Annotated in this window: 13 protein-coding genes; 6 read left to right on the forward strand and 7 right to left on the reverse strand. The window is 43.2% G+C overall.

Annotated features, from left to right (window positions below; translation table 11 throughout):
- Window position 1: 1 nt before the first annotated feature.
- The 5 genes from IQ224_RS00920 to IQ224_RS00940 all read right to left on the reverse strand — a co-directional run bounded on the left by IQ224_RS00920 (window position 2) and on the right by IQ224_RS00940 (window position 15,155).
- Window positions 2-3,964 carry a type I polyketide synthase gene (locus IQ224_RS00920; protein ID WP_194032374.1) on the reverse strand — a complete coding sequence of 1,321 codons (3,963 nt, stop codon included), beginning with the start codon at window positions 3,962-3,964 and terminating at the stop codon, window positions 2-4.
- A gap of 40 nt (window positions 3,965-4,004) precedes the next feature.
- A complete protein-coding gene (locus IQ224_RS00925; protein ID WP_194032375.1) occupies window positions 4,005-9,446 on the reverse strand; it encodes a type I polyketide synthase in 5,442 nt (1,813 codons plus the stop codon).
- A 195-nt stretch (window positions 9,447-9,641) separates the two neighbouring features.
- Entirely contained in the window at window positions 9,642-13,439 is a 3,798-nt protein-coding gene (locus IQ224_RS00930; RefSeq protein ID WP_194032376.1) for an AMP-binding protein, read from the reverse strand.
- 92 nt (window positions 13,440-13,531) lie between these two features.
- Window positions 13,532-14,191 carry a nitroreductase family protein gene (locus tag IQ224_RS00935; protein WP_002741314.1) on the reverse strand — a complete coding sequence of 220 codons (660 nt, stop codon included), beginning with the start codon at window positions 14,189-14,191 and terminating at the stop codon, window positions 13,532-13,534.
- 34 nt (window positions 14,192-14,225) lie between these two features.
- Entirely contained in the window at window positions 14,226-15,155 is a 930-nt protein-coding gene (locus IQ224_RS00940) for a VOC family protein (protein WP_002732692.1), read from the reverse strand.
- 535 nt (window positions 15,156-15,690) lie between these two features.
- On the opposite strand from IQ224_RS00940, the gene IQ224_RS00945 reads away from it, so the two are divergent.
- A complete protein-coding gene (locus IQ224_RS00945) occupies window positions 15,691-17,133 on the forward strand; it encodes an AAA-like domain-containing protein (protein WP_194032377.1) in 1,443 nt (480 codons plus the stop codon).
- On the opposite strand, the gene IQ224_RS00950 is transcribed toward IQ224_RS00945, so the two are convergent.
- Window positions 17,130-19,847, reverse strand: coding sequence for an AAA-like domain-containing protein (locus IQ224_RS00950; protein ID WP_194032378.1), 2,718 nt, complete (start codon window positions 19,845-19,847; stop codon window positions 17,130-17,132). The genes IQ224_RS00945 and IQ224_RS00950 overlap by 4 nt on opposite strands.
- Before the next feature lie 728 nt (window positions 19,848-20,575).
- Window positions 20,576-21,457 (reverse strand): helix-turn-helix domain-containing protein, encoded by an 882-nt coding sequence (locus IQ224_RS00955; RefSeq protein ID WP_194032379.1) that lies wholly within the window; start codon window positions 21,455-21,457, stop codon window positions 20,576-20,578.
- Window positions 21,458-21,654: 197 nt separating this feature from the next.
- On the opposite strand from IQ224_RS00955, the gene carA reads away from it, so the two are divergent.
- From carA to IQ224_RS00980, 5 genes are all read left to right on the forward strand, one after another.
- Window positions 21,655-22,803 (forward strand): glutamine-hydrolyzing carbamoyl-phosphate synthase small subunit, encoded by a 1,149-nt coding sequence (carA, locus tag IQ224_RS00960; RefSeq protein WP_072923457.1) that lies wholly within the window; start codon window positions 21,655-21,657, stop codon window positions 22,801-22,803.
- 74 nt (window positions 22,804-22,877) lie between these two features.
- Window positions 22,878-23,228, forward strand: coding sequence for an STAS domain-containing protein (locus IQ224_RS00965; protein ID WP_002776849.1), 351 nt, complete (start codon window positions 22,878-22,880; stop codon window positions 23,226-23,228).
- Window positions 23,229-23,231: 3 nt separating this feature from the next.
- On the forward strand, window positions 23,232-23,648 hold the full coding sequence (locus IQ224_RS00970; RefSeq protein WP_002734315.1) for a Mini-ribonuclease 3: 417 nt from the start codon (window positions 23,232-23,234) through the stop codon (window positions 23,646-23,648).
- Window positions 23,649-23,846: 198 nt separating this feature from the next.
- The gene (gene rlmB, locus IQ224_RS00975) at window positions 23,847-24,713 is read left to right on the forward strand and encodes a 23S rRNA (guanosine(2251)-2'-O)-methyltransferase RlmB (protein ID WP_194032380.1); all 867 of its coding nucleotides are present in this window, start codon (window positions 23,847-23,849) and stop codon (window positions 24,711-24,713) included.
- A gap of 112 nt (window positions 24,714-24,825) precedes the next feature.
- Complete coding sequence (locus IQ224_RS00980) at window positions 24,826-25,122, forward strand: DUF1816 domain-containing protein (protein ID WP_194032381.1); 297 nt, start codon at window positions 24,826-24,828, stop codon at window positions 25,120-25,122.
- Window positions 25,123-25,276 lie beyond the last annotated feature (154 nt).

Genomic DNA, 25,276 nt, shown 5'->3' on the forward strand with positions numbered 1-25,276 from the left:
ATTAGGCAGTCATTTGTTCAGGAAACTCTCGTAAACTTTGGCCAATTATTTTCATAATTTTCTCCGTATGTTGATTGATAAAGAAATGTCCTCCTGGTAAGGTATGCAGGACAAAATCTTGATTGGTTTGCAGTTGCCATTGTTGTAATTGATCGGCAGAAACCTTGGCATCGTTGTGGCCTCCAAAAACGGTAATAGGACAATTTAAGGGTTGACCTTGTTGATAAGAATAGGTCTCTAGGAGTTTGAAATCTGCTCGTAAAATTGGCAAAAAAGCCGCCATTAAATCGGGATTTTTGAGGAGAGTTTCTGGGGTTCCTTGAAAATGACCTAAAGCTGTTAAAAATTGCTCATCTCCCAGACGATGAATGGGTAAATCAGGATTGACAATTTGAGGCGCTCGAAATCCAGACATAAATAAATGTTGGGGTAGATTTTGCCGAGTTTTAGCCAATTCTCTGGTTAATTCAAAACTGATTAAAGAACCCATGCTATGACCAAAAAAAGCATAAGGTTGGTCTAAATAGGGAGTCAGAATCGGAATGAGACGATTAATCAGGGATTTTAGCGATGTAATCGCAGTTTCCTGAAGACGCGTTTCGCGTCCGGGTAGTTGAATCGCCCACAATTCCACTTGCTTGGGGCAGTAATTCAGCCAATTTTGGAATACGGAGGCACCCCCACCGGCGTAGGGAAAACAAAATAGACGAATGCGGGCGTTAGGATTAGCTTGTTTGCGAATTAGCCAAAGTTTCGGATCATTAGAGATATTTTCGGCTTTAGTCGTCTTGATTGGTTTTTTCTGTTTTGAGGGGAGAGGAGTTTTGTTGCTAGTTGCAGGTTGGGAATTTTGGGTGATTAAGTTGAATATTTGTGGTAAAAACTGCTCAATACTCAATCCCGCTAGGTATTCCACGGGAACAATAATTTTTAAATCCTCCTCTAGTTGACGTCGTAATTGACTGGACATGAGAGAATCTAAGCCTAAACTAGAGAGCGGTTGCTTGGTATGTAGCTTGACCACGGATAAACCAGTAATCTGTTCTAAAACACCGATAATGTAGGTTTCTAGTTGTTTAAGCTGTTTCTCTGCGGGTGTGGCCAACAGAGAGTCAAGGGTAATTAGATGACCAGAAGATGATGCGGTGGTGGTTTTGACAACTTCCGGCGGTTGCGGCGGTGTTTCTAGGAGATATTTCGACAATTCAGGCAATAATTGCGCTTCTTCTGGGGTCAAGTCGCCTGTTTTTAGCCAATAACTACTTCTTTCAAAGCTGTAGGTCGGTAAGATACAGGGTTTACTGTCTTGATTGGCCGTTATCTCTTGCCAATTCAGGGCGAATCCCCGCAGATAAAGCTGACTGACACTCTCGAGGATCTGTTGTCGGTCAGAGGTTTGACGACGCAAACTGGGCAACCAAAGACAAGAATAATTTTTATCCAGTAGGCTGCCCATGCCCGATAAAACGGGATGGGAGCCGCATTCGACAAATAGCTCATAACCGTTGTCCAGTAAGGTTTTTATCCCATCGGCAAAGCGAACAGAAGACCGGAGATGACGACACCAATAATCGGGAGTAGTGACCTCAAAATTGACTAAGTTGCCATTAAGGTTAGAAATTAAGGCTCGTTGGGGGGGATGATAGGTGATAGTTTCAGCAATTTGTCGGAACTCGTCTAAAATTTCCTCCATCAGAGGGGAATGAAAAGCTTGAGAGACATTTAACCGGGTAATCTTCAGATTTTTGACCTGAAGCTGTTTTACTAGGGTTTCTATGGTCTCTGCAGCACCGGACAGGACAATATTATCCTGACCATTAATAGCGGCAATAGCGACCTGAGATTGATAGGGGGCAATTAAGGGACTAATTTCAGCTTCACTAGCCGAGATAACGACCATTGAACCACTTTTTCCCACAGAATCCATCAATTTAGCCCGATAGAAGACTAATTTTAAGGCATCTTCTAAACTAAAGACTCCAGCAACACAGGCGGCCACATATTCCCCTAAACTATGACCCATAACTCCATGGGGGGTAATTCCCCAGGATTCCCAGAGTTTAAAAAGGGCGTATTCGAGAGCAAATAGGGCAGGTTGGCTGTAAAAAGTTTGATTGAGATGATTTTCTTGGTCAATAATCTCCGTTAGGCAATAGTCCCCATATTGACGGAGAATCTCAGCACAGCGATCGAGTGTTTGACGAAATAGAGGATAACATTGGTATAGTTCCCTTCCCATACCGGGGTATTGAGAACCCTGTCCCGGAAAGAGAAAGGCAATTTTTGCCCGATTTTTGCCATTAAATTCACTTTTTTGGCGAAAAGAACTCGGTTCACCTTGAACAAAAGCGGTTAATTTTTCTTGAAGTTGGCAGTGACTAGAAACAATACAGGTGAAACGATGGGGTAATTGGGAGCGACTGCGATTGCTAGTAGCACAAATGGAGCTTAAAGCAATATTTTTCGCATTTTCTAGGTAATTTGCGTATTTTTGGGCTAGTTTGATTAAAGCCGATTCGGTCTTGGCTGAGAGGGTGAACAGATAGGGCGATGAATCAGGTGCCGCAGTCGTTTCAGGTTCGTAAGGGTATTCTTCGAGAATAATATGGGCATTAGTGCCATTTAAGCCAAAAGAACTAACTCCAGCTAAACGAGAAGAATTTTCACTAACCCATTCACGGTTTTTAGTCGGAACTTTCAGCGGTTGATTTTCCCAGTCTAGATGGGGTGTCGGTTGCTGGAAGTGGAGATGGGGGGCAATTTGTCGATGTTGCAAGCATAAAATCACTTTCATCAGTCCGGCAATACCAGCGGCCGCTTCTAGATGGCCGATATTGGTTTTGACGGAACCAACCCAAACCGGTTGGGGATTTTTAGCAAAAACTGTCGATAATGCACCTAATTCAATGGGATCGCCCAAAGAAGTGCCAGTTCCATGGGCTTCAATATAGCTAATGTCCTCTGGCTTTACCTGAGCATTTTTTAAAGCTTGACGAATCAATTGTTCTTGACTAAGTTGATTGGGAACTGTTAAACCGCTACTCATACCACCATGGTTAACGGCCGAACCTTTAATTAGTCCTAAAATCAAGTTATTATCCCGAATAGCCGCAGATAAAGACTTTAAAACTATAATACCGCCGCCTTCTCCCCGCACATAGCCATTCGCTGTTCTATCAAAGGTTTTACAACGACCGTCAGGAGACAACATCTGGGCGCGGGATTCCATGATAGTAACGAAGGGGGTTAACATTAGGTTGACCCCCCCAGCTAGGGCAACTTCACACTCGTTATTGCGTAAACTTTGGCAAGCTAAATGAACAGCGACTAAAGAGGAGGCACAAGCAGTATCAACCGTTAAAGTTGGGCCATGAAATCCAAAAAGATAGGATAAACGTCCCGAAGCTACACTTTTAGCATTTCCCGTTCCCGTATAGGCATCAATCAGATCGGGATGATGGCTAAAATGGGAGTAATCTTGAGTCATCATGCCTATAAATACCCCCGTTTGACTTCCTCGCCGATTTAAGGGTGATATTCCCGCATTTTCCAGAGCTTCCCAGGCTAGTTCCAGCAGTAATCGCTGTTGCGGATCCATTTGTGCTACCTCCCGGGGAGAAAGACCAAAAAAATCAGCGTCAAATTGATCTATCGGTTGATTTAAGAAGCCACCGTGACGGGTATAGACTTTTCCCCTTGCATCGGGCTTAGGATCGTAATAATTGTCAATATTCCAGCGTTGCGGCGGAATTTCGCTGATGGCATCGGTTCCTGATTGCAATAATTCCCAAAAAGTTTCCGGTGAATTAGCTCCCTGGGGAAAGCGACAGGACATACCAATAATTGCAATTGGTTCATTCTTAGCTTTTTCTAGGGTATGTAGCTTAGTTTTTAAGACCTTAATTTGATTTAAGGCATCTTTTATTAAGCTCATTTGATCGGTTTTGGCAGGTATTTGTGTCATGGTAAACAGGTTATTTAGATAGGGTTTGAGGTCTGCTTTTCTAACTTAAGGAATTTAACTCCTGTAGCAGTAAATCGGACAATTCTTCTAGGGATAAATCTTCTTCGTTGAGGGGATCAAGATTGCTATCTTGATTTGCTCCTATTGCTAAGGGTTTTAAACTAAAGTCAAGGTCAATAACTTCAGCTACCAGATAATCGACCAAACTGGTCACTGTTGGGTATTTAAAAGTGATAGTTGCCGCCAGAGATTTACCTAAATCCTTGGCTAAACGATTGCGTAATTCCACCGTCATTAAAGAATCCATTCCCAACTCAAAAAAACCTTGGTCAACTTGGGTAAATTCTCTAGCCGGAATAGCGAGAATTTCCGCTACAATCCCTTGAACATGAGCAGTCAAAGCCGCAAAACGCTCCTCAATTGGTACTGTCATTAAGACATCAATAAAATTATTGTCTGGGGTTAATTTTGGGGCCGAAAAACTCTGGAAATCTCGTAATAAAGGCGGAATTTTTTGATTCTCGAAACTGTTAAAAAAGCTATTCCAATTGAGAGAAGCGACAGTTACCTGTGTCCGAGAAGTCGTCAGCAATGTTTCGAGGAGATGCAAACATTTTTGGGGATCAAGAGGGGTAAAACCCTGTTTAATTAGCCTTTTTTTCGCTTTTTCGTCTAAATTTTCCGCCATACCACCCTCTGCCCAGGGTCCCCAATTAATAGTCAGGGCCGGCAGTCCTTGCGCTTGACGATAATGGGCTAGACTATCTAAAAAGGCATTAGCACTAGCATAATTACTCTGTCCAGAAGACCCTAACACCGAGGCCATCGAGGAAAAATTAATAAACCAGTCTAAATCCACTTCTTGACTGAGGAGATGCAAATTCCAAGCGCCGAGTATTTTGGGGGAAAAGACGCGCTCAAATTTCTCCCAAGTCTGTTTGGATAAGCTGGCATCCTCTAACACCCCGGCCGTGTGAATAATGCCTTTTAAGGGGGGTAACTGTTGCTCGATTATCTCAAAAGCCCGACGCATTTGGCCAAAGTCGCTAACGTCGGCGGCAAAAACTTCTACATTGGTTCCCTCTTGTCGCCATTGGTCTATAATTGGCTGAGTTTCTGGAGTTATTCCCCGGCGACTCAGTAAGACGAGGGATTTTGCTCCTTTTTTCCTTAACCAATTAGCCACTTGCTGCCCTAAGGCCCCTAGACCACCAGTAATAAGATAGGTGGCATTTTCGGCAATTTCTCGGTTTTTTAGCGACGATTTCGGGATAAATCGCCCTAAACGAGCCACATAGCTCCGGCCTTGCCGCCAAACGATTTGATTTTCCTCCTCCGAACTTTGTAAAGATTGGAACACCTCTAGGGCTAAGGTGCGGCTATCCTGAAATTTATCTCCATCTAGACACAGACAGCGCAATTCTGGGTGTTCTAGGGCAATAGTCCGTCCTAATCCCCAGAGGGAACTTTGGGCAAGGGCAATCACTGTGGGTTGAGAAGGAATGTATTGAGCCGATTGGGTGACAATATAGAGGCGAGGAGAGTAATTAACCTCTATTTTGCCTAGTTCTTGCACTATTTCCAGCAAAGTTCCACAAATTCGCTCCTGAGTGACGGCTAGGTTTTGATTATTTTCTAAAGCTTGGTCGTCATCGATTCCCCAGAGATAAATTAGACCTTGATAGGGTTTTTTGAGGAGATATTGCCAAGTCTGGCGATTCTTTTCGGTGATAAGTTGGCATCTATGCCCTTGTTGCAGCAATTTTTCGGCTAATTGTTGCCCTACTCCCTTTTTGTCGGCAAAAATTAACCAATCTCCTGTTTCTGTCCAATCCATTCCCGTCAAGTCCGTGGCTTGCCAAGTAATTTCGTATAAACTATCCTTGAGGTCGTTGGTCTGGGAAAAGAGAGTTTCTGGCCGGGCCTGTTGAAAGGTTAATCCGTCAATTTGGCTAATTAATTGACCCGATTCGCTGAAAATAGTCAAATCAGCGATTAGGATGCCGTTTTGCAAATTGCTATGGCTGAAGCGACCATGACAGTATATAGAGGTGTCCTTAACTCCCGAAAAGGTCAATCGGTCAATATTAGTGGGAAGATAGGTGCTATTCCCTGCGGGAAATAGTGCCGACATAGCGTGAAAGCAACCATCAAGTAAGACAGGGTGTAGCTGGTAATCCACCGCTTGCGAGAGTAGATGGGAAGAAAGTTGAATTTTTGCGACAATTTCGGACTGATTGCGGTAAAGTTCCTGGATAACTCGAAAACTTTCCCCATAGTTCACTCCTTTACTTAAACAGTCCTGATAATGCTGTGCAATTTCGATTTTTTGGTGACAACGGTTCCGGATATCTGTCCAATTGCCGCTGGGTAAGTCCTGGTTTTCATTGGTTAAATTACCGGATAGATGCAGTAGGGAAACTTCCCCTTCCCCAAGACTGAGAATCTGAAATTGTCCCCCCGCTAGTAAGCTTAACTGTACCTTTTTACTCTGGTTTTCTGAGAAAATTAAGGGTCGATTCAGACTCAATTGACCAATAGTAAACTGCTGATTGGGATATTGTTGACCAGCTGCCACTATAATCATCTCTAGATAGGCCGCGGCTGGGAAAACTACCTGGCCAAAAACTTGATGTTCTTGCAGATAGCTGGGATAGCAGGGAGAAAGAGAGGATTGATAGTGGACATCCTTTGACCCCAATAGATGCAGCGGTTGCTGTAGGAGGGGGTGGAAAGCTGCTGCTGTCGGGGTTTTTAGCTGAGAATCAATGTAATCTAACCAATAGCGTTTTCTTTGGAAGGGATAGGTCGGTAAGGGGATTTTTTCGCGTAAATAATCCAGGTCGAATCCATTCCAGTCAATTTTGACCCCTTTTACATAAAGGGTCGCTAAACTTTGGAGCAGGGTTTCCCAATTCGACTGTTTTGGGGATAAACTAGCTAACCAGAGGCCTCGGTCGGGGAGATTTTGCTGACCTAGGCTAATTAAGGTGGTTTTGGCACCAATTTCTAGGAATATTTCCGTATTTAACTCTCCTAATCTTTCTATACCCCGGGCAAACTCTACGGGAGACAGTAGATGATTAACCCAATATTGGGAAGTTGCTATCTCTGCATCGATAACATCCCCAGTCAGGTTAGAAATAAGGGGGAGACGCGGGGAATTATAGGTGATAGTTGCGGCAATCTTGGCAAATTCTCCCACCATACCCGTCATTAAGGGAGAATGGAAAGCATGGGAAACCGCTAAAGTCTGACTTTCAATGCCTCTCTGATTAAAGTTAGCGATTAAATGGTTAATAGCCTCAGTTTCGCCAGAAATGACCGTATTTTCTCGACTATTGACCGCAGCAATGGTACAGATGCCCCTAATCTTCCTGAGATGATTGGTCACGGTGTCGGAATCGGTAAAAATTGCCGCCATTATGCCGTTTTTCGGTAATGTCTGCATTAAGCGTCCCCGATGGGCAATTAACTTCAAACCGTCTTCTAAGCTAAAGACTCCCGCTAAACAAGCGGCCACATATTCCCCTAAACTATGACCGATGAGAGCATCGGGTTTCACTCCCCAAGATAACCAGAGTTGAGCGAGGGCATATTCCAGAGAAAATAGGGTAATTTGACTGTAAAAAGTCTGATTAATCAACTGACTGGTTTTTTCGTCCCCATATAACACTTGCAGTAAGGATTTCACCCCATAGCTCCGTAAAATTTCGTCACATTTCTCTAAAGTTTGGCGAAAAGTCGGTTGCGTTTCGTAGAGTTCCCTAGCCATTCCGGGATATTGTGAACCCTGTCCCGTACACATAAAAGCCAGTTTAGGGGCTTTTTTCGAGGTTAAAATACTTTTTTGACCTGAAAAGCGATTTTCACCCCTAATAAAGTCTTTTAAAGCTTGCTCAAGCTGTTTTTGAGCCAGAAAGGGAATAGCTAAACGATGCTCAAAATGCGATCGCCCAGTATTAGCGGTATAGGCCAGATTTGCCATGACCGTCTGGGAATTTTGACCTAAAAAATCGTAGTAGCGTTGAGCTAATTCGCGTAAGGCTGGCTCACTTTTCGCCGAAAGGGTAATTAAATGACAAGGACGTTCTAAATGAGGTTTTTCGTCACTAAGCCGCTCAAAATTGCTTTCCTCCACGATTAAATGGACGTTAGTCCCACTCATCCCAAAAGCGCTCACTCCAGCCCGTCGGACTCCTTCTCTGACCAACCAAGGGGTAAGAGTGGTGGGGATTTTGACCGGCAGTTTTTCCCAGGGAATATAGGGATTAGGGTTCTTAAAATGAAGATTAGGGGCGATTTGCTGATTTTGTAGCTGTAAAACTGTCTTAATTAACGCCGCAATTCCCGCAGCCCCTTCCAGATGCCCCATATTAGTTTTCACGGTTCCCAAAATCAGGGGATTATCTTGGCTATGACCCTGGCCATAAATTTTCCCTAAGGATAAAACCTCGATGGGATCTCCTAAAGATGTACCTGTACCGTGAACTTCGACGTATTGCAGATCTTTAGGTTGAATTTTCGCTCTTTCGAGGGCTTGTCTAAGTAAAGCTTCCTGTGCCTGACCATTGGGGGCGGTTAAGCCATTACTTTTTCCATCGTGATTGACAGCCGAACCGCGAATTTGGGCGAAAATAAGATTGCCATCTCGGAGAGCATCACTGAGACGTTTTAAAACCACGACACCGCAACCTTCGCCGCGACCATAACCATCGGCCGAAGCATCAAAGGTTTTACTGCGACCTTGGGGAGAAACGGCTTTTAATTTACAATTACTAATCGCAGTGGCCGGGGTTAACATCAGATTGACCCCCCCCGCTAAAGCGAGATTGCATTCTTGGCCGCGCAGACTTTGACAGGCCAAATGTACTGCCAAGAGGGAGGAAGAACAGGCCGTATCAATTTGCAGAGTCGGACCGTGAAACCCAAATAGATAAGAGATTCTGCCGACGGCAATAGCGCGACTGGTTCCTAAACTGTTGTAAGCATCAATGTGATTGACTACGCCTTGATGAAAACACAATTGGGCATAATCATCGCGAAAAATGCCCATAAATACGCCAGTTTGACTATTAATCAAACTTTCGGGCGCAATAGCTGCATTTTCTAGGGATTCCCAACAGACTTCTAACAGTAACCGTTGTTGCGGATCCATGGCGGCGGCTTCCCGGGGTGAGATGCCGAAGAAAGCTGGGTCAAATTCGTCAACTTTGTCCAAAAATGCCCCTTCCCGACTATACATTTTCCCCGGAACATCGGCATCTTGGTGATAATAGTCGGCAATATTCCAACGTTCTAGAGGAATTTCTGTTACTGCATCGATGCCATTAACCAATAACTGCCAATAACTTGCGGAATCATTGACTCCTGCGGGAAAACGACAGCCCATCCCCACAATAGCGATGGGTTCGGTTTGCGCTTTGACCATTGCATCGAGGTGTTTGTATTGTTCTAAAAAAGCTTGTTTTTGTTGATTCATCTTCCTAACAACTCTTGTCTTGTTATGTCACGTCACTTTCATCTCAGGTTATGCTTGGGAAAAAGTCACGGATAAGCGGGAAAAACCTTGATACTGTCGGGATGGGAAAATTTAGTGGCATAGTCACAATTGTCCCCGTGACTCCGAGGTGGGGGATAGGACAAGGGAAATTAGCTATCCTATCCCCACCAGCGATTAACTAAAGAAGGCAGAGATTTCTTCTTCGGATATTTGGGGTAAAAATCCTAAAATTTCGCTTTTTTCTCGATTATTTGCCGATTCAGCCGCCGTATTGCTTTGATTAATCTGGTTAGCTAAATATTCTGCCAAACTATCAATAGTGGGATAATTCCAAACAATGGTGGCTTCGACGGGGATTCCCGACCAATCGGCAAGATCTTGGGCTAATTCCACGGCAAAAATTGAATCTAAGCCAAAATCAGCAAAAGACTGACTGGTTTGGATAGTGGCTGGATTGACCTTTAATTTCTGGTGTAACCAATTACCTAACCACATTTCCACCTTTTCGGGAGTTTGTTGGCTAAGAAGGGACTTTTTCGGACTAGAGGGTATATTTACTCGGTTCTGCGTCGGTTGACTAGCAATTTCGACCAGAGAAGTTTCAGCTTGAGGATGAGTCTGTTTAGCTTCTGGTTCCAACGTCAATAACTCGTCGAGTTGATAATCGGAACCCTCTAGACGTTGTTCAATATCATCAATAGATTGAGTATAATCGAGGATACGATCGCGGATAGTTGCCACCGAAGAAGCAAAGTTTTCTTCGGGTGTTCCCCGGAGAGCTTTCTGCACAGATAAATCAAACTGCAATTGACTCCAAGCTAGGGCATGACTGTACTTTTCCCCGGGGTGAATTTGGGCCATTTTCGCTGTTGTTGCTACTAAAGCGGCGTAACAACCCAATTCTCCGATTAAAGAATAGGCCCAAGCTAAGGCGGCAGAACGATCACCCCAGAGATTAGACTGGAGACAACGCTGATTAATAGATTGGGCAGTGGTGTGGAGTTGCAGGGCAATCTCGGGCGCTTCCAGAACTTTTGTCAGAAATTCGCCTAATTTGTCCGTATGGGTGATACTTTTGCCCAAAAAGATTTTCAAACTTTCGTTAGGACCTTCGCCAATTCGTAAAACTCTGGCATCCCGGAGAATTTGCGGGGCAAGATTAGTTTCCATGTAACCTCTACCCCCGAGCATCTGAACGAGACTATCGGCCGCTTCCCAGAGGTAATCAGCCCCCGTAATCTTGGCAATAACGGCCATTTCCCTGGGAACGGCAACTTTTTGGTCTAAGGCGGTGGTAATACACTTTAAGAGACTGGACAAGGCCACCGTAGCCCCAGTTAAATGGTCAAAACGGGCTAAAGTAATCGGACTTTCTAGCAATTTACCGGTAGCGATCGAACGACGACTGGCATAACGTAACATTAATTGTAAACAGCGTTTCATGCCGCCAACTCCAATCATGCCAATACCTAAACGGGCATAAAGTAAAGCATCGTCGGCGGGTTCAGTGCCATTGCCCAATTCTCCCAGCAATTGCTCTTTAGTGACTAAAACATCCTCAAAATAGATGGCATTTTGCATAATTCCCCGTAATCCCATAGTTAGGGATTCAGGTCCCAAACGCAGACCGGGGGTACCTTGACGGACAAGAAAACCTGTCAAACCGTTATTCCCCGGTTCTTCGGAATCAAGCAAACGGACAAAAACATTAATCATTCCGGCCCAAGCAGAACCATTCCAACGCTTAAGGCCGCGAATTCGCCATTTATCTCGGCCATCCGGCACTGCAACGGTACTAATTGCCCCGATATTCGCTCCTGCTTCCGGTTCCGTCATGCCAAAGGAGGATAATTGTCTTCCTGTGGCTAAAAGAGGTAATAATTCTTGCTTGAGGGAAATAGTCCCGTAGTTGAGCAGCGGACGGATACCTAAGCTGTTATTGAGACTGACCATCGTCGCCAAGGTTAAATCAATGGCGGCTAATTGTTCCATCACCTGCAAAAAATTGCGATTATTAAGGGCTATTCCCCCGTATTCTTCAGGAATCTGCATTCCCATCAGTCCTTGATTGCCAAAATCCATGACAATATAGGGCGGCACACAACGACGGTCATCAATCAGATGGGAATTAATGCGAGTTTTGGCGTAATCTCGCAACCAAGTCAAGATTTGTTCGGTTTTTTCTTGACTAGCGGTTTTGGAGTCAGCTGGGTGACTGCTGAGGGGGGGGGTTAGCGTCGGCATAGGGGATGAAATTAGTGGAAGTTGCTGGTTTAAATACTGTTGACGGCAAGCGTGGCGTTGAATTTTGCCGCTAGAAGTTTTGGACAGAGATGCGGGTTTGATAAAAGCGATATCATAAACTTGCAATTCGTGTTCTTGAAAAACGGCTCGACGAACTGCTTCTAGGGCTTTTTGCTGGTTAAAACGGCGAATTGCCGTTCTTTCTACCTCTTGAACCAGGACTAACTTTTCTTCTGCCTCGATTTCTACGGTAAAGGCGGCAGTTCCACTGGGGCAAAAGTCGGGATAGCATTGTTCTACGGTCTGTTCGATATCCTGGGGATAGTAGTTACCACCGCGAATAATCATCAGGTCTTTCAAGCGTCCGGTGATGTATAGTTGACCCTGATGAATAAAACCTAAATCCCCTGTACGCAAATAAAAACCCTGTCCGGTATCGGCGATAACTGCTTGAAAAGTTTTTTCTGTAGCTTCGGGATGTTGCCAATAGCCCTGGGCAACGGTTTTGCCTTTCACCCAAATTTCTCCCACCTGCTGGGAGGGACAGCGTTGACAGGTTTCAGGATTAACAATGGCAATTTCTGTGTCGATTTCTGTTTGTCCACAACTGACTAAGGATTGAGAATTTGGACTTTTTTCCGTAAAAACGATTTGATGACGGTTTAACGCGGCTTTTTCAACCCAGCAGATTTGAGGAACTTGATTTTTCCTGACAGCAGCAACTTTTAAGGTGGCCTCGGCTAAACCATAACCCGGACAAAAGGCGGCAAACTCAAAACCACAGGGGGCAAATTTACGAGCAAATTCGCTTAAAATTTCCATTCTGACGGTTTCTGCGCCATTTAAAGCCACTTTCCAACTGCTTAAGTCTAAATCCGCCAGATGTTCCTCTTTAATCTTGTCAAGACAACGTTTATAGGCAAAATTAGGGGCGGCAGTGTGGGTGGCCCTGTATTTGCTGATGGCATTTAACCAACCGAGAGGACGTTGTAAAAAGGAAACTGGGGACATTAGATAACAGGGAAATCCTCGATAAAAGGGCAGTAAAATGCCATAAATTAGCCCCATATCATGAAAAGTTGGCAACCATGTCACCATAACGCTCTTTTCATCGTGTTCCCAGCCTAAATCTAAATCTTGGAGGTTGGTCAAAAGATTCTCATGATTGACCATCACTCCTTTGGGAGTCCCCGTGGAACCAGAGGTGTATTGTAAAAAGGCTAAGGTCTCTGGTTTTATCTGAGTGGGGTGGTGGTCTTCGGCTAAACTTTTGCCGATTAAGCTATCCGTAGCTAGAAAGGGAATGTCTCTGTCTAGTTGCCTTTTTAATTGGTCTAATTCCGATTGTGTGCTTAAAAGTAAGCTTGCTTGCGAATTGTTAATAATAGAAGTTAAGCGAGCCATCTTTTGGTTTTTCTTGGGCAAATTAACTGGAATTGCCACTACTCCTGCTAATAAACAGCCGAAAAACCCAGTAATAAACTCTAATCCCGAAGGGTATGCTAATAAAACTCGTTCCCCTGGTAATAGGATGGATTGGAGACTATTGGCAATCGCTTGCGCTTCTAGAAATAATTCCCCGTAGGTAAGGCGTTTTTCTTCGGTTTCGCCATCGACTAAAAAGGTATAAGCAGTTTTTTGGGGTTGGTATTGGGCGCGATAACGAATAATATCGACTAAACTGCTTATTTCTGACAAATTAAGCTTAGTATCTAAACAAAGAGTCATTTTTTTACTCCCTATTATTAAATGGAATCGAAGACAAAGATTTAATCCTCTGGCACCGGGAAAAGTTTCTGGTGACGGGGGCGACGGTCACTCTAGGGGTGATTTGGGCTTAAATTAAAGGTTTCCCCGTAAATTTCGCCATAGCAGAGCTTCTGAGTCCCAAAACGTCCCCCATACTCGCTCAAGGGTTCATCAGCGTATCCCAAGGCTAAGAGACAACAGACATCGACCGTATCGGGAATTTGGAAATACTCGCGCAAGGGTTTAGCCACAAATCCTTCTAGGGGACAACTATCCACCCCCAAGCTTTGCGCCGCTATCATGAGATAAGTAACCGCAATCATAACTTGTCGGTTGCTCCAAGCTTCTGGAGACTGATAACAGGGTTTAAATTGGAAAAAAGGCGGAATGGCCATGTGCATGAACTTGGCCCGTTTTTCGGAAATCGTCCCCTCTTGTTTTCCTAACTCAATTACTTGATTAATGTAACCACGATGGTTAACTTGGCGATCGCCACAACAGATTAAAACCACGGGTGCATCGACTAATTTATCTTGTTCAAAGCCGAATTCTCGCAATTTTGCCTTATTTTCTGGTTCTCTAACCACTATAAATCGCCATGGTTGCAAATTATAACTAGAGGGAGCTTGGAATCCTAAACGAAAAATTTCGGCTAAAATTTCTTCGGGAATGGCATCGGTGCGAAATTTACGAGTAGAGCGTCTTTTTTGAAATATTTCAGCAATATTCATCATCTAAACCCTTTTATGAGACGTTTTCAACGGTTTAACCTAAAAAACTTTCGGGAATCGCCGGTCCCCATTGATAGAGAATATCTAACCCACCCGCGTGAAGTTCTGGCTCGGTGGTTTGCTCGAAAAGGTCCCCATCGGTAAAATGTTCAATGAGGCTACCGAAAGGATCTTGCCAATAGTCAAACACTTGACTTCCCAACAAATGGCGACCAATACCCCACACAGGAGTCCATCCTTTTTCTCGCAACCAATCGTGGCCGATTTTAATAGAGTCAAAATCTTGTACCTCGAAGGCAGTATGATGGACTTTGGGGTGAGAACCTTGCAACATGGCGATAGTGTGATGATCAACCCATTCCTCTCCCCGTTGACAACGAAGAAAACCCCCGACTCGTAAACTGGGATGGCCGTAATAAATTAAATCTGTTGCTTTTAAGCCAAAAGTCTGCTGATACCAGTGATAGCTTTCCTCAAAGTCTTTGACATCAATAGCTAGATGACCTAGACGTAAAATAGGTGCGGGTTCTTTTTTCGGCCTTTGGGTGCGACCTAAACGGGTTTTGCGACTAGCGTGATTCCATTGCAAGGGTTCAGGAATCGGCAAAGGTTCCACTTCCTCGATACCATAGACCAATTCTAGGTTAAAACCGTTGGGGTCAATAATTTTGATGCGCTGACCACCGCCGGGGGTGAACAGGGTTTCCACGGTCGAAGCGGAGGCTAAAGTGGCCAGTTCATGTAAGACGGATTCTGATGTCGCTTCTAGGGCAAAACTGACAAATTTAGCTTCTTTTCCCCATTCTACGACATAGACAAACTGTTTTTTGCCTCTAGCTCGCATATACAAGGCTGTATCGGTTTTAACTGCGGTAATCAGGCCAAAATCCCTCAAAAAACGTTCGCACAGGTCTAAATCCGGATGTTGATAGGTAACGTAGGCAATATCAGCAATTTTAGTCATAGTCGGTCATCCAGTGGAGTTGTCTAATTCGGCACAAAATAGCCAGACAGATATCGGTCAAAGTGCTGCCATAGCAAGGGTAAAAAGACTATTAAGAAAATCTGAACTTTGTTGTGGTTGATTATGGCATTGTGGGTACACCCACAGTCAAAGGCTAATTTTTCTTGCCCTCAATTGCTATCCCAGACTGGAGTTTGAGTAACTTGGGGGTGGAGAAAAACCTTGGGGAACTTCGGGGTTTTGCGGAAAATTTTTTTGACAGATGTGGTCAAGGTTGTCTAGAGTACCTCGATAAATTGGACTTATTGAGAAAATATGGTTCTTCGGTTTGTGTTATGCAATGTACGGGGGTTATAAGGGATGGAACCCTTATATAGAAAGACGTTTGGCGATTTTTGTCAATTGTTTTTGATATAGAGCGAACTAATCAATTAAATCTCTTGCCAGATAAGGATTTAGTCGATTTATGCCACCCTATCGAACCATAACAAGTAACGAAGAGCCGAAAATATTCACACTAATTGAGAATAAACAAATGTCTAGAAAAGTTACCTATGGGGATATTCCCAGACAAAGAACCAAATATCTGCTTAATGCTCTGTTAAAGTTTGCTAACTACGAGGTGGATAATTGTGAAAATCTGGCTATTAAATTTAGCTGGATTAATGAGAAAAAATTGAAAATTCAAGCCGAACTTAATGCTTTAGAAATGCTGACCGAAAAATGTGGTCAAAAGCTGGAGTCATGGCAAATTCGGGATGCTTTGACGGAATATCTTAACGAAAAGTTTTTAGGTATTTTGGAAGATCATCGTCTTAATAATCAAGGAAAAATTCGTACTTTTCAAATTACTTTTTGGCAACGCGGTCATGATATTTTAACTAACCTAAGGAGCTTTGATCAAGAGTGGGCAAACAAAAGTAAACATCAATCTCCCGCAATTGCTGCTATTCTCTCCTCTTTAGATGAGGAAAAACAACAGGATTATCAGACCTATATTAAGGATTATGTGAAACGTCCACCTCTGGAGGAAAATTGTCTCAAAGTTCTTCAGCAAGAACAATCATTGCTAAGAATTCGCGCACCTCATAATAGTGGCAAAACCCGTTTAGTTAATTGGTTAGTCCATCATCTTAAACAAGATAATTATCAACCAGTTATCATTGATTGTGAGGAGGAAAAAGCTACTATTGCCCTTAGTTGTGAAGACTTGCTGCTGTCGATTTGTCGTACCATTACCCAAGAATTAAAGATTAACGAATCTCTTCTCGATAAATTTTGGTCTCGTCCCGGAACTCCTGCCCACAAAACTCGACGATATTTAGAAGAATATGTTCTCCAACCCAGCGCTAATCCTCTGGTTTTTGTCTTTGAAAAATTTGATACAATTTTGGAAACTGAAACACTCGGTAATGAAATTTGTGGTATTCTCAGAAGTTGGCATGAAAGACGTTCCCAACCTTGGCGGAAACTGCGCTTAATTATTATTCATTCAACGGAATTTTATAGCAACTACGATTTTTATGCCTCTCCCTTAATTGGTGTAGGTTATGTGGCCAGTTTATCGGATTTTAATACGGAACAAGTTCTCTCTTTCGCTCAAGTTCATGGCATTAATTGGACGTTATCAGATGTTAATAAGGTCATGAACTTAGTGGGAGGTAATCCTTATTTAATTAAGTTAATCTTGGTAAAATTGCAAGAAGGGAATTCTCTGGAAAAGGTTCTAGATGATGCCTTGCAGGGAAGAGAGCCATTTCAAAGTCATTTTTTCCTACTGATGAGATATCTGAAAAGTAATGCTAACCTCCGGAATATTTTTAGGCAAATTCTTCAGAAAAAAGCTCTGACTCCGGCGCAAATGAAAGGAGAATCTGTCCAATTTTTGGAACGATTGGGACTGATCGACAAAAATTATGATACCCTAGAGGTGCGTTGCAATTTGTATCAAGTATATTTTGACGACTTGCTTGATTAGTCTCGTTGAGATTCCCAGTGAAACCGAATTGATTTTTCAAGTTTTGCTTCTAACTTACTCTTAACCCTGACAGTAATTGGTTCTCGATTAGATTCAGATTCATTATCTACAAACCTGAGAGAATTGCCTGAGGTCAAACTGGCCGAAAGATTGAGATTTTCTAAATGTTCTTGTATCAACTCTAAAGAAATTTTATTCTGGGATTGCAAGGCTCTAATAGCAGCTATAAATGATTGAGCTGCATCATAACTGGTAGCGGTTCGCCAACTAATATCTTCTTTCCATAAAACTTGAGCATCTCTGACAAAATTTTGGGACTTAATTAGATGGGAAAACCAAGGCACAGCCAAAACTAAATTATTAATAAATTTACCGCTATCAACCAACATTTCATGTTCATACATGGAATGACTCCCTAAAAGAACTAGCTTATTTTTCAGTTCTGGAGTGGTGCTGGTATTTAACTGTTCAAGAGTATGGGATAATTCTACTACCACAGAAGCTGATTCCAAACTGGGAAATAAGACAATTCCTCTAACTTGATCTTGGGAAAATGCTTTTAAAACTTCTGCGTCAATATCTAGGGAAGATGATAAATCAATTACTTTAGTGATTTTACCGCCTTTTTTTTGGAAAGCTTGATGAAACTCTTGAGTAAGTTCTTGGCTATCAATCTGGTTAGAATTATTAAAAATAATTACTTTATCTAGATCATGTTGGCTGGCATAATTAGCTAAAGTTTTACCAATTTTTTCATTGGTGATAACGGTTCTAAAAAAGTATTCACTCTCAATTACATCCGAGGAACTTGTCGAAGAAATTAAAGTAATTTTGGCTCTTTCATAGATAGGTAAAGCTGCTAAGGTGGCTTCACTAGAATAATGTCCAATTACTCCAATAACTTTGGGGTCTTTAACGATTTCCTTGGCGACTATCTTAGCAACTTTTTCGTCATTATTATCATTGGCAATAACGATATTTAAAAATAAATTATTCGCACTTGTCGGTAATTGGCTATTAAATAAATATTGTGCTTGAGCAATCCCTTTAAGGATTTCTTGGGAAATTTCATTTTTTTTGCCACTGGGAATAACCACCGCCAAAGTAACATAATTATTACTTAAATAAGCGATAGCATTATTATAATAAATCAATGTTTCTGCATCTTCAGGATGAGCAAGATAGGCTTTTTTGAATAACTGTTTAGCTTCCAGATAATTAGCATTTTGAAAAGCCAAAATACCCCGATCTTTATAAAAATTTTCCTGTTCAATAAATAGCTTTTTTTCGCCTTGGCTAAATAGTTTAGGCTCGTTAATATAGGGAATTTTATAAAAGTAAGGTAACAGCCATGACTGGTAGAATCCTAACCCAAGTAACCCTGTAACAATGCTAGTAAATATTCCCGCTGCTAACATAAATAAACGAGATTGTTTTTGACGAGTAATGCTTTCAGAGGCTGCTAAAAAACGATAATCGATACTATCTAATTCTTTATCTTCTTGCCATTTTTTAGATTCCTCTAACTTTTTACCTGTCAGTAAACAATTTGTATCGGTAAAATTTGAGTCTTCCCACTTAGCAATTTCCGATTGATAAGGACGACTAGCTGCTAATACATTATATAACCATTTTTGATTAAAAATTGCCTGATAAATGGCATTAGCCACTCTAAGATAGCCCTGATTATCGACGATAACTAATCCAGATAGTAATAATTCATCATGTTCTGGTGTGTTACTCGCTTTCACCAATTTACCTTTTAAAACATTAGCATAAACCCTTAGTAAATATCCTTGATCAGGATGATAAATAAGTCGCTCTCTTATACTTGATAAAAAAGCAGGTTCATCTTTTTTTTCCCAGTTATCAATAATGTGTTTATAAACAAAATCTCGCATCCAAGCTGATAAGAGAGACCGAGGTATTGTAACTTTAAACTTGGCAATTAAATAACACAATTTTTGAGTTAGAAAAGGTTGACCATTAGTCCAGCTAAAAATTTCTTGTAGAATTTCTTGAGGGGAAACACCCAACCCTTCTAGTCCCTGCATCAAGGGTTGACAGTTATCTTCTAACGACAGTCCATTTAATTCAATTGCTTTACCAATATTGAAAGGAGTTCTTTGACTATCTTGAATTAATTGATTGGGGGTAGCCGTGCCAATTAAAACAAATGAAATACGATTAAAATCTGCATTAATAACTCGCTTTTCATGACAAGATCTAATGTAAGCAAAAAAGTCATCAGTAGTAAAGGGCAGTTTTATAACCACATCAATTTCATCAATAAAGATAACAATACTGGTTGAAATTTTTCTTAATAAAATTTCTTTAATAAACTGTCTAAGTAACCCAACATTAGAAACAGATTGACTGGCAATCCAAGATTCTAAATCCGTCATATTTAGTTTTAATTGTTCGGCAATTTCAATAATTAAGGAATGATACCAGCTAGATTGATCTACTGATGTCCCCAATTCATTTAAGTCTATACGGGAACAGGCTACTCCTTGGACTTCAATTTGAGTTTGGATGCGTACCGTCAAACTCGACTTGCCCATTTTGCGAGAATTGAAAATATAACAATACTGACTGTTCATCAGAGCTTGGTACAGTTCCAGATCAGCCCTTCTATCCACATAGCTTGGATCGGAAGGAGATAAGGTACTAGAAAACTTATAAACATTCTCGGCGGTTGCGTTTTCTTGCATATTTCGGTATTTTATTGACCAGATAACCAAAACTTGGGTAAGTAATACCAGTTTGAACTACACTAACCCCGGTGATAAATCCAGAAAAAACCGCGCTCACTCATAGCCGATTATTGGTAAGCTAGTTCTACTCTGAATGAAATTGGCATATTTTCTTAGGGTAAACTCATCGGAAATTTTGGGTCTGAAACCCCGCCGTTCTAGGTTGGCTTTACGTTAGAATTAAAAGGCCAGTCTCGAAAACCAAGTGGACGGCGCAGCACCGTTCGGCTGAGCTCACGGCCGAAGCCTTGAAAACTCGGCTTAGGGGGTTCCGACCAGAAAAGCTTGGCCGGGTAAAAAGTCGCGCGCAACAAGTACAAGAAGCTAAGTACCTAGGCAAAATTATTTACACATGACGATCATTGCCCCGTAAGGGTTTTAGCTCGATCGGGCAGGTAATTAATTTTGCATGACTACTTATAGGCGGTCAACGTACCGTGGGACACACGGAATCGGGCTTCTGAAATGGGGCGAAAGTCTGTGGACTCTGTGTAAGACAGTACATGGTTTTTTAACTGTGGTATGCGACGGTGGTGGAAGCAGAAACTTAAATCGTGAGGTTTAGGAATCGCAGCCCTAAAAGTGCGGCGAGGATGTCAACTAAGCTGAACTCTCTCAACTGCGAGAGTCTCCACCCTCAGCAAAGGGTTCGGAGGAGACTTTTCAGTCTCCTATCCCCTAATTCCCTACTCTAAAGCGTAGATACGACCATCCATGAGCAGACGGGTGATCCCTTTAGCTTCCAGTTGAGCGTGAGCTTTTTCGATCAGGCGACCGTCGGGAACTTTAATCACTTTTTCCTTGCGCTTGGAGAAACGACGAGCGATGCGATGACTTTCAAAGATGGGGAGAGTGCGCTGTTGGATTTCCTGAGGGGGAACCTTACCCAATTCAGCAAAATCCTTGAGGGGACGGGTGATTAATTCGGCAGCACGATCGATGACCAAGTAACAGGTTTTGGGAAAAGCTGCCGCCGAGAGGGGTAAGATCTGTAATTGGGCGGTTTTAACGATAGTCGGGCCTAAATAGCTGTCCGCTAGTTCCCCCTCCTCCTCATCTTCATCCTCATCCTCCTCTTCATCCCAATCCTCGTCAAGCTCATCTTCTTCCTCCTCTTCCTCGATAGCTTCGACGAAAAACTCGCTTAAATTAGCGGTTTCTAGGGTCTTATCGCCATTAATTTCTGTATCTTCTGGATTATCTGCTTCTGGCGGGTAAGCGGTATCCATTAACAGGGTTAATTGTTCCACAGAAGCGATCGGTGGCTCAAAAGCCTGCTCATCCTTAGCTGCGATTTGGGCTGCCCGAACACTAATCACCTCGATCGCTTTTTCTGGTAGATCCGCTGCTGCCTCCTCCTCCTCAAAGCCGCGACCATTGCGGGCCAAGCGTTTTTTCTGGATTAACTGCTCGTATTCCTCGCCAGAAAAAGAATTTTTGAGAAAACGACTGACCGTAGAACTACTCACTCCATAGCGCTCGGCTAACGTGGAAGTGGTGGCCTCCGTTTCCCGATAAAGCTTAAGAATTTCTTTTTTCGTGGCATCAGTCAGTTTTCTTGGACTCATATTACTTATATAGTTATTTTTTAAGCGATAGGATTTTGCCGATGGCTAGTCAGGGGAAGCTGTTGTCTTTAAGCGGATGTACTCTTAATCATAAAACGCTCTAGCCAATTAAAACTAAGCAATTCGTTTTCTAGTCCCTGTTCTAGTCTATCCTTGACTTCTGTTTCTCACCACTACTCAAGATTAAAAAATTGACAATGATATCAAGTGCTGCTAGTCAAAAAGCCTTATTAGTTCTAGCCGATGGTACAGTTTACGAGGGTTATTCCTTCGGCTCCCAGGGAACCACCGTCGGCGAAGTTGTCTTTAACACGGGGATGACCGGTTATCAGGAAGTCCTCACCGATCCCAGTTATGCTGGTCAAATCGTCACTTTTACCTATCCGGAATTGGGAAATACGGGGGTTAACCCCGAGGATGAGGAGTCAATTCGTCCCCAGGTGAAAGGAGCGATCGCCAAAAACATCTGCCACCGGCCCAGTAATTGGCGTTCTAGCCAATCTCTACCGGATTATCTGGCCGCTCATCATGTTATTGGCATCTATGGCATCGATACCCGCTCCCTGACCCGCAAAATTCGCTCGGTTGGGGCGATGAATGGGGCAATTTCCACGGAAATACTCGATTATCACGATTTACTGCGGCTGGTGCAGGCAGCCCCCAGTATGGCGGGATTAAATCTCGTCAAAGAAGTAACCACCAAGGAAGTGTACGAATGGACGACTCCCACTCCGTCCGCCTGGGAATTTGCGCCAATTGATAGTGATCAAGAACCGTTAACGGTGGTGGCGATCGATTTTGGCATCAAACGCAATATTCTCCGGCGTTTAGCCAGCTACGGTTGTCGGGTGATCGTGGTTCCCGCTGACACTCCCCCGGAAAAAATCGCCGCCTATAATCCCGATGGTATTTTCTTTTCTAACGGACCGGGAGATCCAGCGGCTGTCACCGAAGGTATTGCCCTAGCCAAGCAACTTTTGCAAGGGGAAAAACCCACTTTTGGCATCTGTATGGGTCATCAAATTTTAGGCCTATCCCTAGGGGCAGAAACCTTTAAACTAAAATTTGGCCATCGCGGGTTAAATCAACCCTGTGGACTGCAGCAACAGGTGGAAATTACCAGTCAGAATCACGGTTTTGCCGTGCAGGAGGCATCTTTAAATCCGCAAGTGGAGATTACCCATCTCAACCTCAATGATCGCACCGTAGCGGGTTTAAAACACAAGTCTCTGCCCTTTTTCTCGGTACAATACCACCCCGAGGCCAGTCCCGGCCCCCACGATGCCGATTATCTGTTTGGCCAATTTGTCGACTTAATGCGGCAAGCAAAAAAGGATCGGGCGTAAATTTTTAGGATATACTAGGGTTTTGATTTTTACGGCTCTAGAGCTAGGAGGCGATTATTCCGGAAGCAATTAACTTGACCGTCAGCTTGCGAGGCACGCGTGAGGTCAGAGATAAGTACCAAATTTTCCGTTTGACGGGTCTTTTAGATGCCTTTTCCGAACCGACTTTTTGTAAGGTGATCGAAGGCTATGTGGAGCAGGGTCCTAAGGATGTGATTATTAGCCTGGCTCAGATTGATTTTATCGATAGCTCCGGTTTAGGGGCTTTGGTAAAATTGGTGAAAAAGGCCAAAACCGAAGGGGGCAGTTTACAAATTGTTACAAATGCGCGGGTAACTCAAACCGTAAAACTGGTGCGATTGGAGAAGTTTTTTTCCCTGCAACCCACCCTAGAAGCGGCGATCGAATATCTGGAAAAAGCGTAAATCGTGGAATCTCCTCTCGAAAAACTTCGCTTACAGGTCAGTGGCCAGGGTTCACCAATCCTAGAGGGTCTTGACCGATTATCGCCCGCTTCTCTGGCCTATCTGGGGGATGCTGTTTATGAATTATACATCCGCACCTATTATTTACTGCCGCCCCAGCGTCTGGGAGACTATCACGCTCAGGTGGTGGGCAAAGTCAGAGCCGAACAACAGGCTTTAGATTTAGCACAACTGCAGCCCTATCTGACGGACCAAGAAAAAGAAATTCTGCGCCGGGGACGCAATGCGGTCACGGGAAAACGTCGTCGTCTGACAGCCCAAGTCTATCAGCAGGCCAGCAGTTTAGAAACCCTGTTCGGCTATCTTTATCTACAAGACCCCTCAAGATTACATCAACTATTAGAAAAACTAGAATTATAGCCCTCAGGTATTTTACGAAAAGCATCCCCAAATGCGTTTAACTGCTATGGGATAGAGAGGTGCGTAGTTCACCCAAGGAGAATTAATCTCTCGAAGTAAAAGTGAAGGGAATTTCTGCAATGGAATTCAGTCTGTCTATATTTGACTATACTTTTACTAACTATTATTCCCGACCCCCTTTTATTAATCCATGCAATCATGAGCGATCGACCATTTCGTAGCAAGTCCGATAATAGTAATTTTCGCCGGCCCTCGCGGTCAAAAACCGGGCCAATTCTGGCTAAATCCCCGACAGTAACTCCAGAAAACCAAGAAGCTGATGATCTGCTCTACGGTCGCCGGGTGGTTTTAACGGCCATGGAGGAGGAGCGCCAACTGAATCGGATTTGGGTAGTCAATCGACTCCGTTACGATCCCCGTTATCATACCCTTTTGGAAAAAGCCAAAGCCAACGGCACGGTAATTGATGAGGTGGACGATCTCCGTCTCGATCAGATTACCAGTAAAGCCAATCATCAGGGAATCGCGGCCCAGATGTCCCCCTATGATTATATCGAATTAGCCGATCTGATCGAAAAAGCGAAGGGCAAAAGTCGCCACCCCGTCATCGTCATCGCTGAAGGTATTACGGATCCCCATAACCTTGGGGCAATTATTCGCACCGCCGAAGCTATGGGTTGTCAGGGGGTGGTTATTCCCCAACGTCGCGCCGCCGGGGTGACATCGACGGTGATGAAAGTGGCGGCTGGATCCTTGGAATATTTACCCGTCGCTAGGGTGGTTAATCTCAATCGTGCTTTAGAGGAATTAAAAGCGGCCGGTTTTTGGCTCTACGGCACGGCGGCAAAAACTGGTAAATCTTTACACACAATCAATTTAACGGGTGCGATAGGATTGGTGGTAGGTTCGGAGGGAGAGGGTTTGAGTCTGCTAACCCAAAAGTCCTGCGATGAGTTGGTATCTATCCCCTTGGCAGGCAAAACCCCCAGTCTCAATGCTTCGGTGGCGGCGGCTATGGCTCTTTACGAGGTTTACCGGCAACGCTGGCAAAATTCCCCCGACTGAGAATCTGTATTTTTCGACACTCCCAATAGCCAAAAGGAGAAAGTATAAATAAAATAGGAAGGAAGTTTGCGAAATGTAAACAAACGTAACAAAACCACCAGAGTAGATTTAGATGGGGAACGAAATGAAAGAATTTTTGATTAGCTTACTCGAAAGGTTCGGATTAGCCTACTGGGTCGAGATTAAAACCGAATATCCCAGATGTACTTATTATTTTGGTCCTTTTCTCGCTAAAGACGAGGCTGAAGTCGCTCAAGCTGGTTACGAAGAAGATTTGAAAACAGAAGGAGCGCAGGGGATTAAATTGCATATAAAACGTTGTAAACCGAAAGATTTAACTATTTTTGAGGAAAAAGAAGAAAGCAAGCTCCTGAATACCCTAAAGATTTTACGCAGTCAAGCTTCTTAACAACTTTCAGTTATCAGTTATCAGTAATCAGTGATCAGTGATCAGTAATCAGTAAACAGTAATCAGTGAAAAGACAGCAGGAAACTGCCATTTGATGAGGCTCACTTAATACATACTGCTTAGGGACTTGCGTGGGAATAATATCCCAATCGAT

This window comes from Microcystis sp. LEGE 00066 (assembly GCF_015207925.1).
Lineage (GTDB): Bacteria > Cyanobacteriota > Cyanobacteriia > Cyanobacteriales > Microcystaceae > Microcystis > Microcystis ichthyoblabe_A.

Coding starts and splice junctions, on each gene's coding strand:
- IQ224_RS00920 (WP_194032374.1), bottom strand. CDS start 3,964: ATGACACAAATACCTGCCAAAACCGATCAAATGAGCTTAATAAAAGAT.
- IQ224_RS00925 (WP_194032375.1), bottom strand. CDS start 9,446: ATGAATCAACAAAAACAAGCTTTTTTAGAACAATACAAACACCTCGAT.
- IQ224_RS00930 (WP_194032376.1), bottom strand. CDS start 13,439: ATGACTCTTTGTTTAGATACTAAGCTTAATTTGTCAGAAATAAGCAGT.
- IQ224_RS00935 (WP_002741314.1), bottom strand. CDS start 14,191: ATGAATATTGCTGAAATATTTCAAAAAAGACGCTCTACTCGTAAATTT.
- IQ224_RS00940 (WP_002732692.1), bottom strand. CDS start 15,155: ATGACTAAAATTGCTGATATTGCCTACGTTACCTATCAACATCCGGAT.
- IQ224_RS00945 (WP_194032377.1), top strand. CDS start 15,691: ATGTCTAGAAAAGTTACCTATGGGGATATTCCCAGACAAAGAACCAAA.
- IQ224_RS00950 (WP_194032378.1), bottom strand. CDS start 19,847: ATGCAAGAAAACGCAACCGCCGAGAATGTTTATAAGTTTTCTAGTACC.
- IQ224_RS00955 (WP_194032379.1), bottom strand. CDS start 21,457: ATGAGTCCAAGAAAACTGACTGATGCCACGAAAAAAGAAATTCTTAAG.
- carA (WP_072923457.1), top strand. CDS start 21,655: ATGATATCAAGTGCTGCTAGTCAAAAAGCCTTATTAGTTCTAGCCGAT.
- rlmB (WP_194032380.1), top strand. CDS start 23,847: ATGAGCGATCGACCATTTCGTAGCAAGTCCGATAATAGTAATTTTCGC.
- IQ224_RS00980 (WP_194032381.1), top strand. CDS start 24,826: ATGGGGAACGAAATGAAAGAATTTTTGATTAGCTTACTCGAAAGGTTC.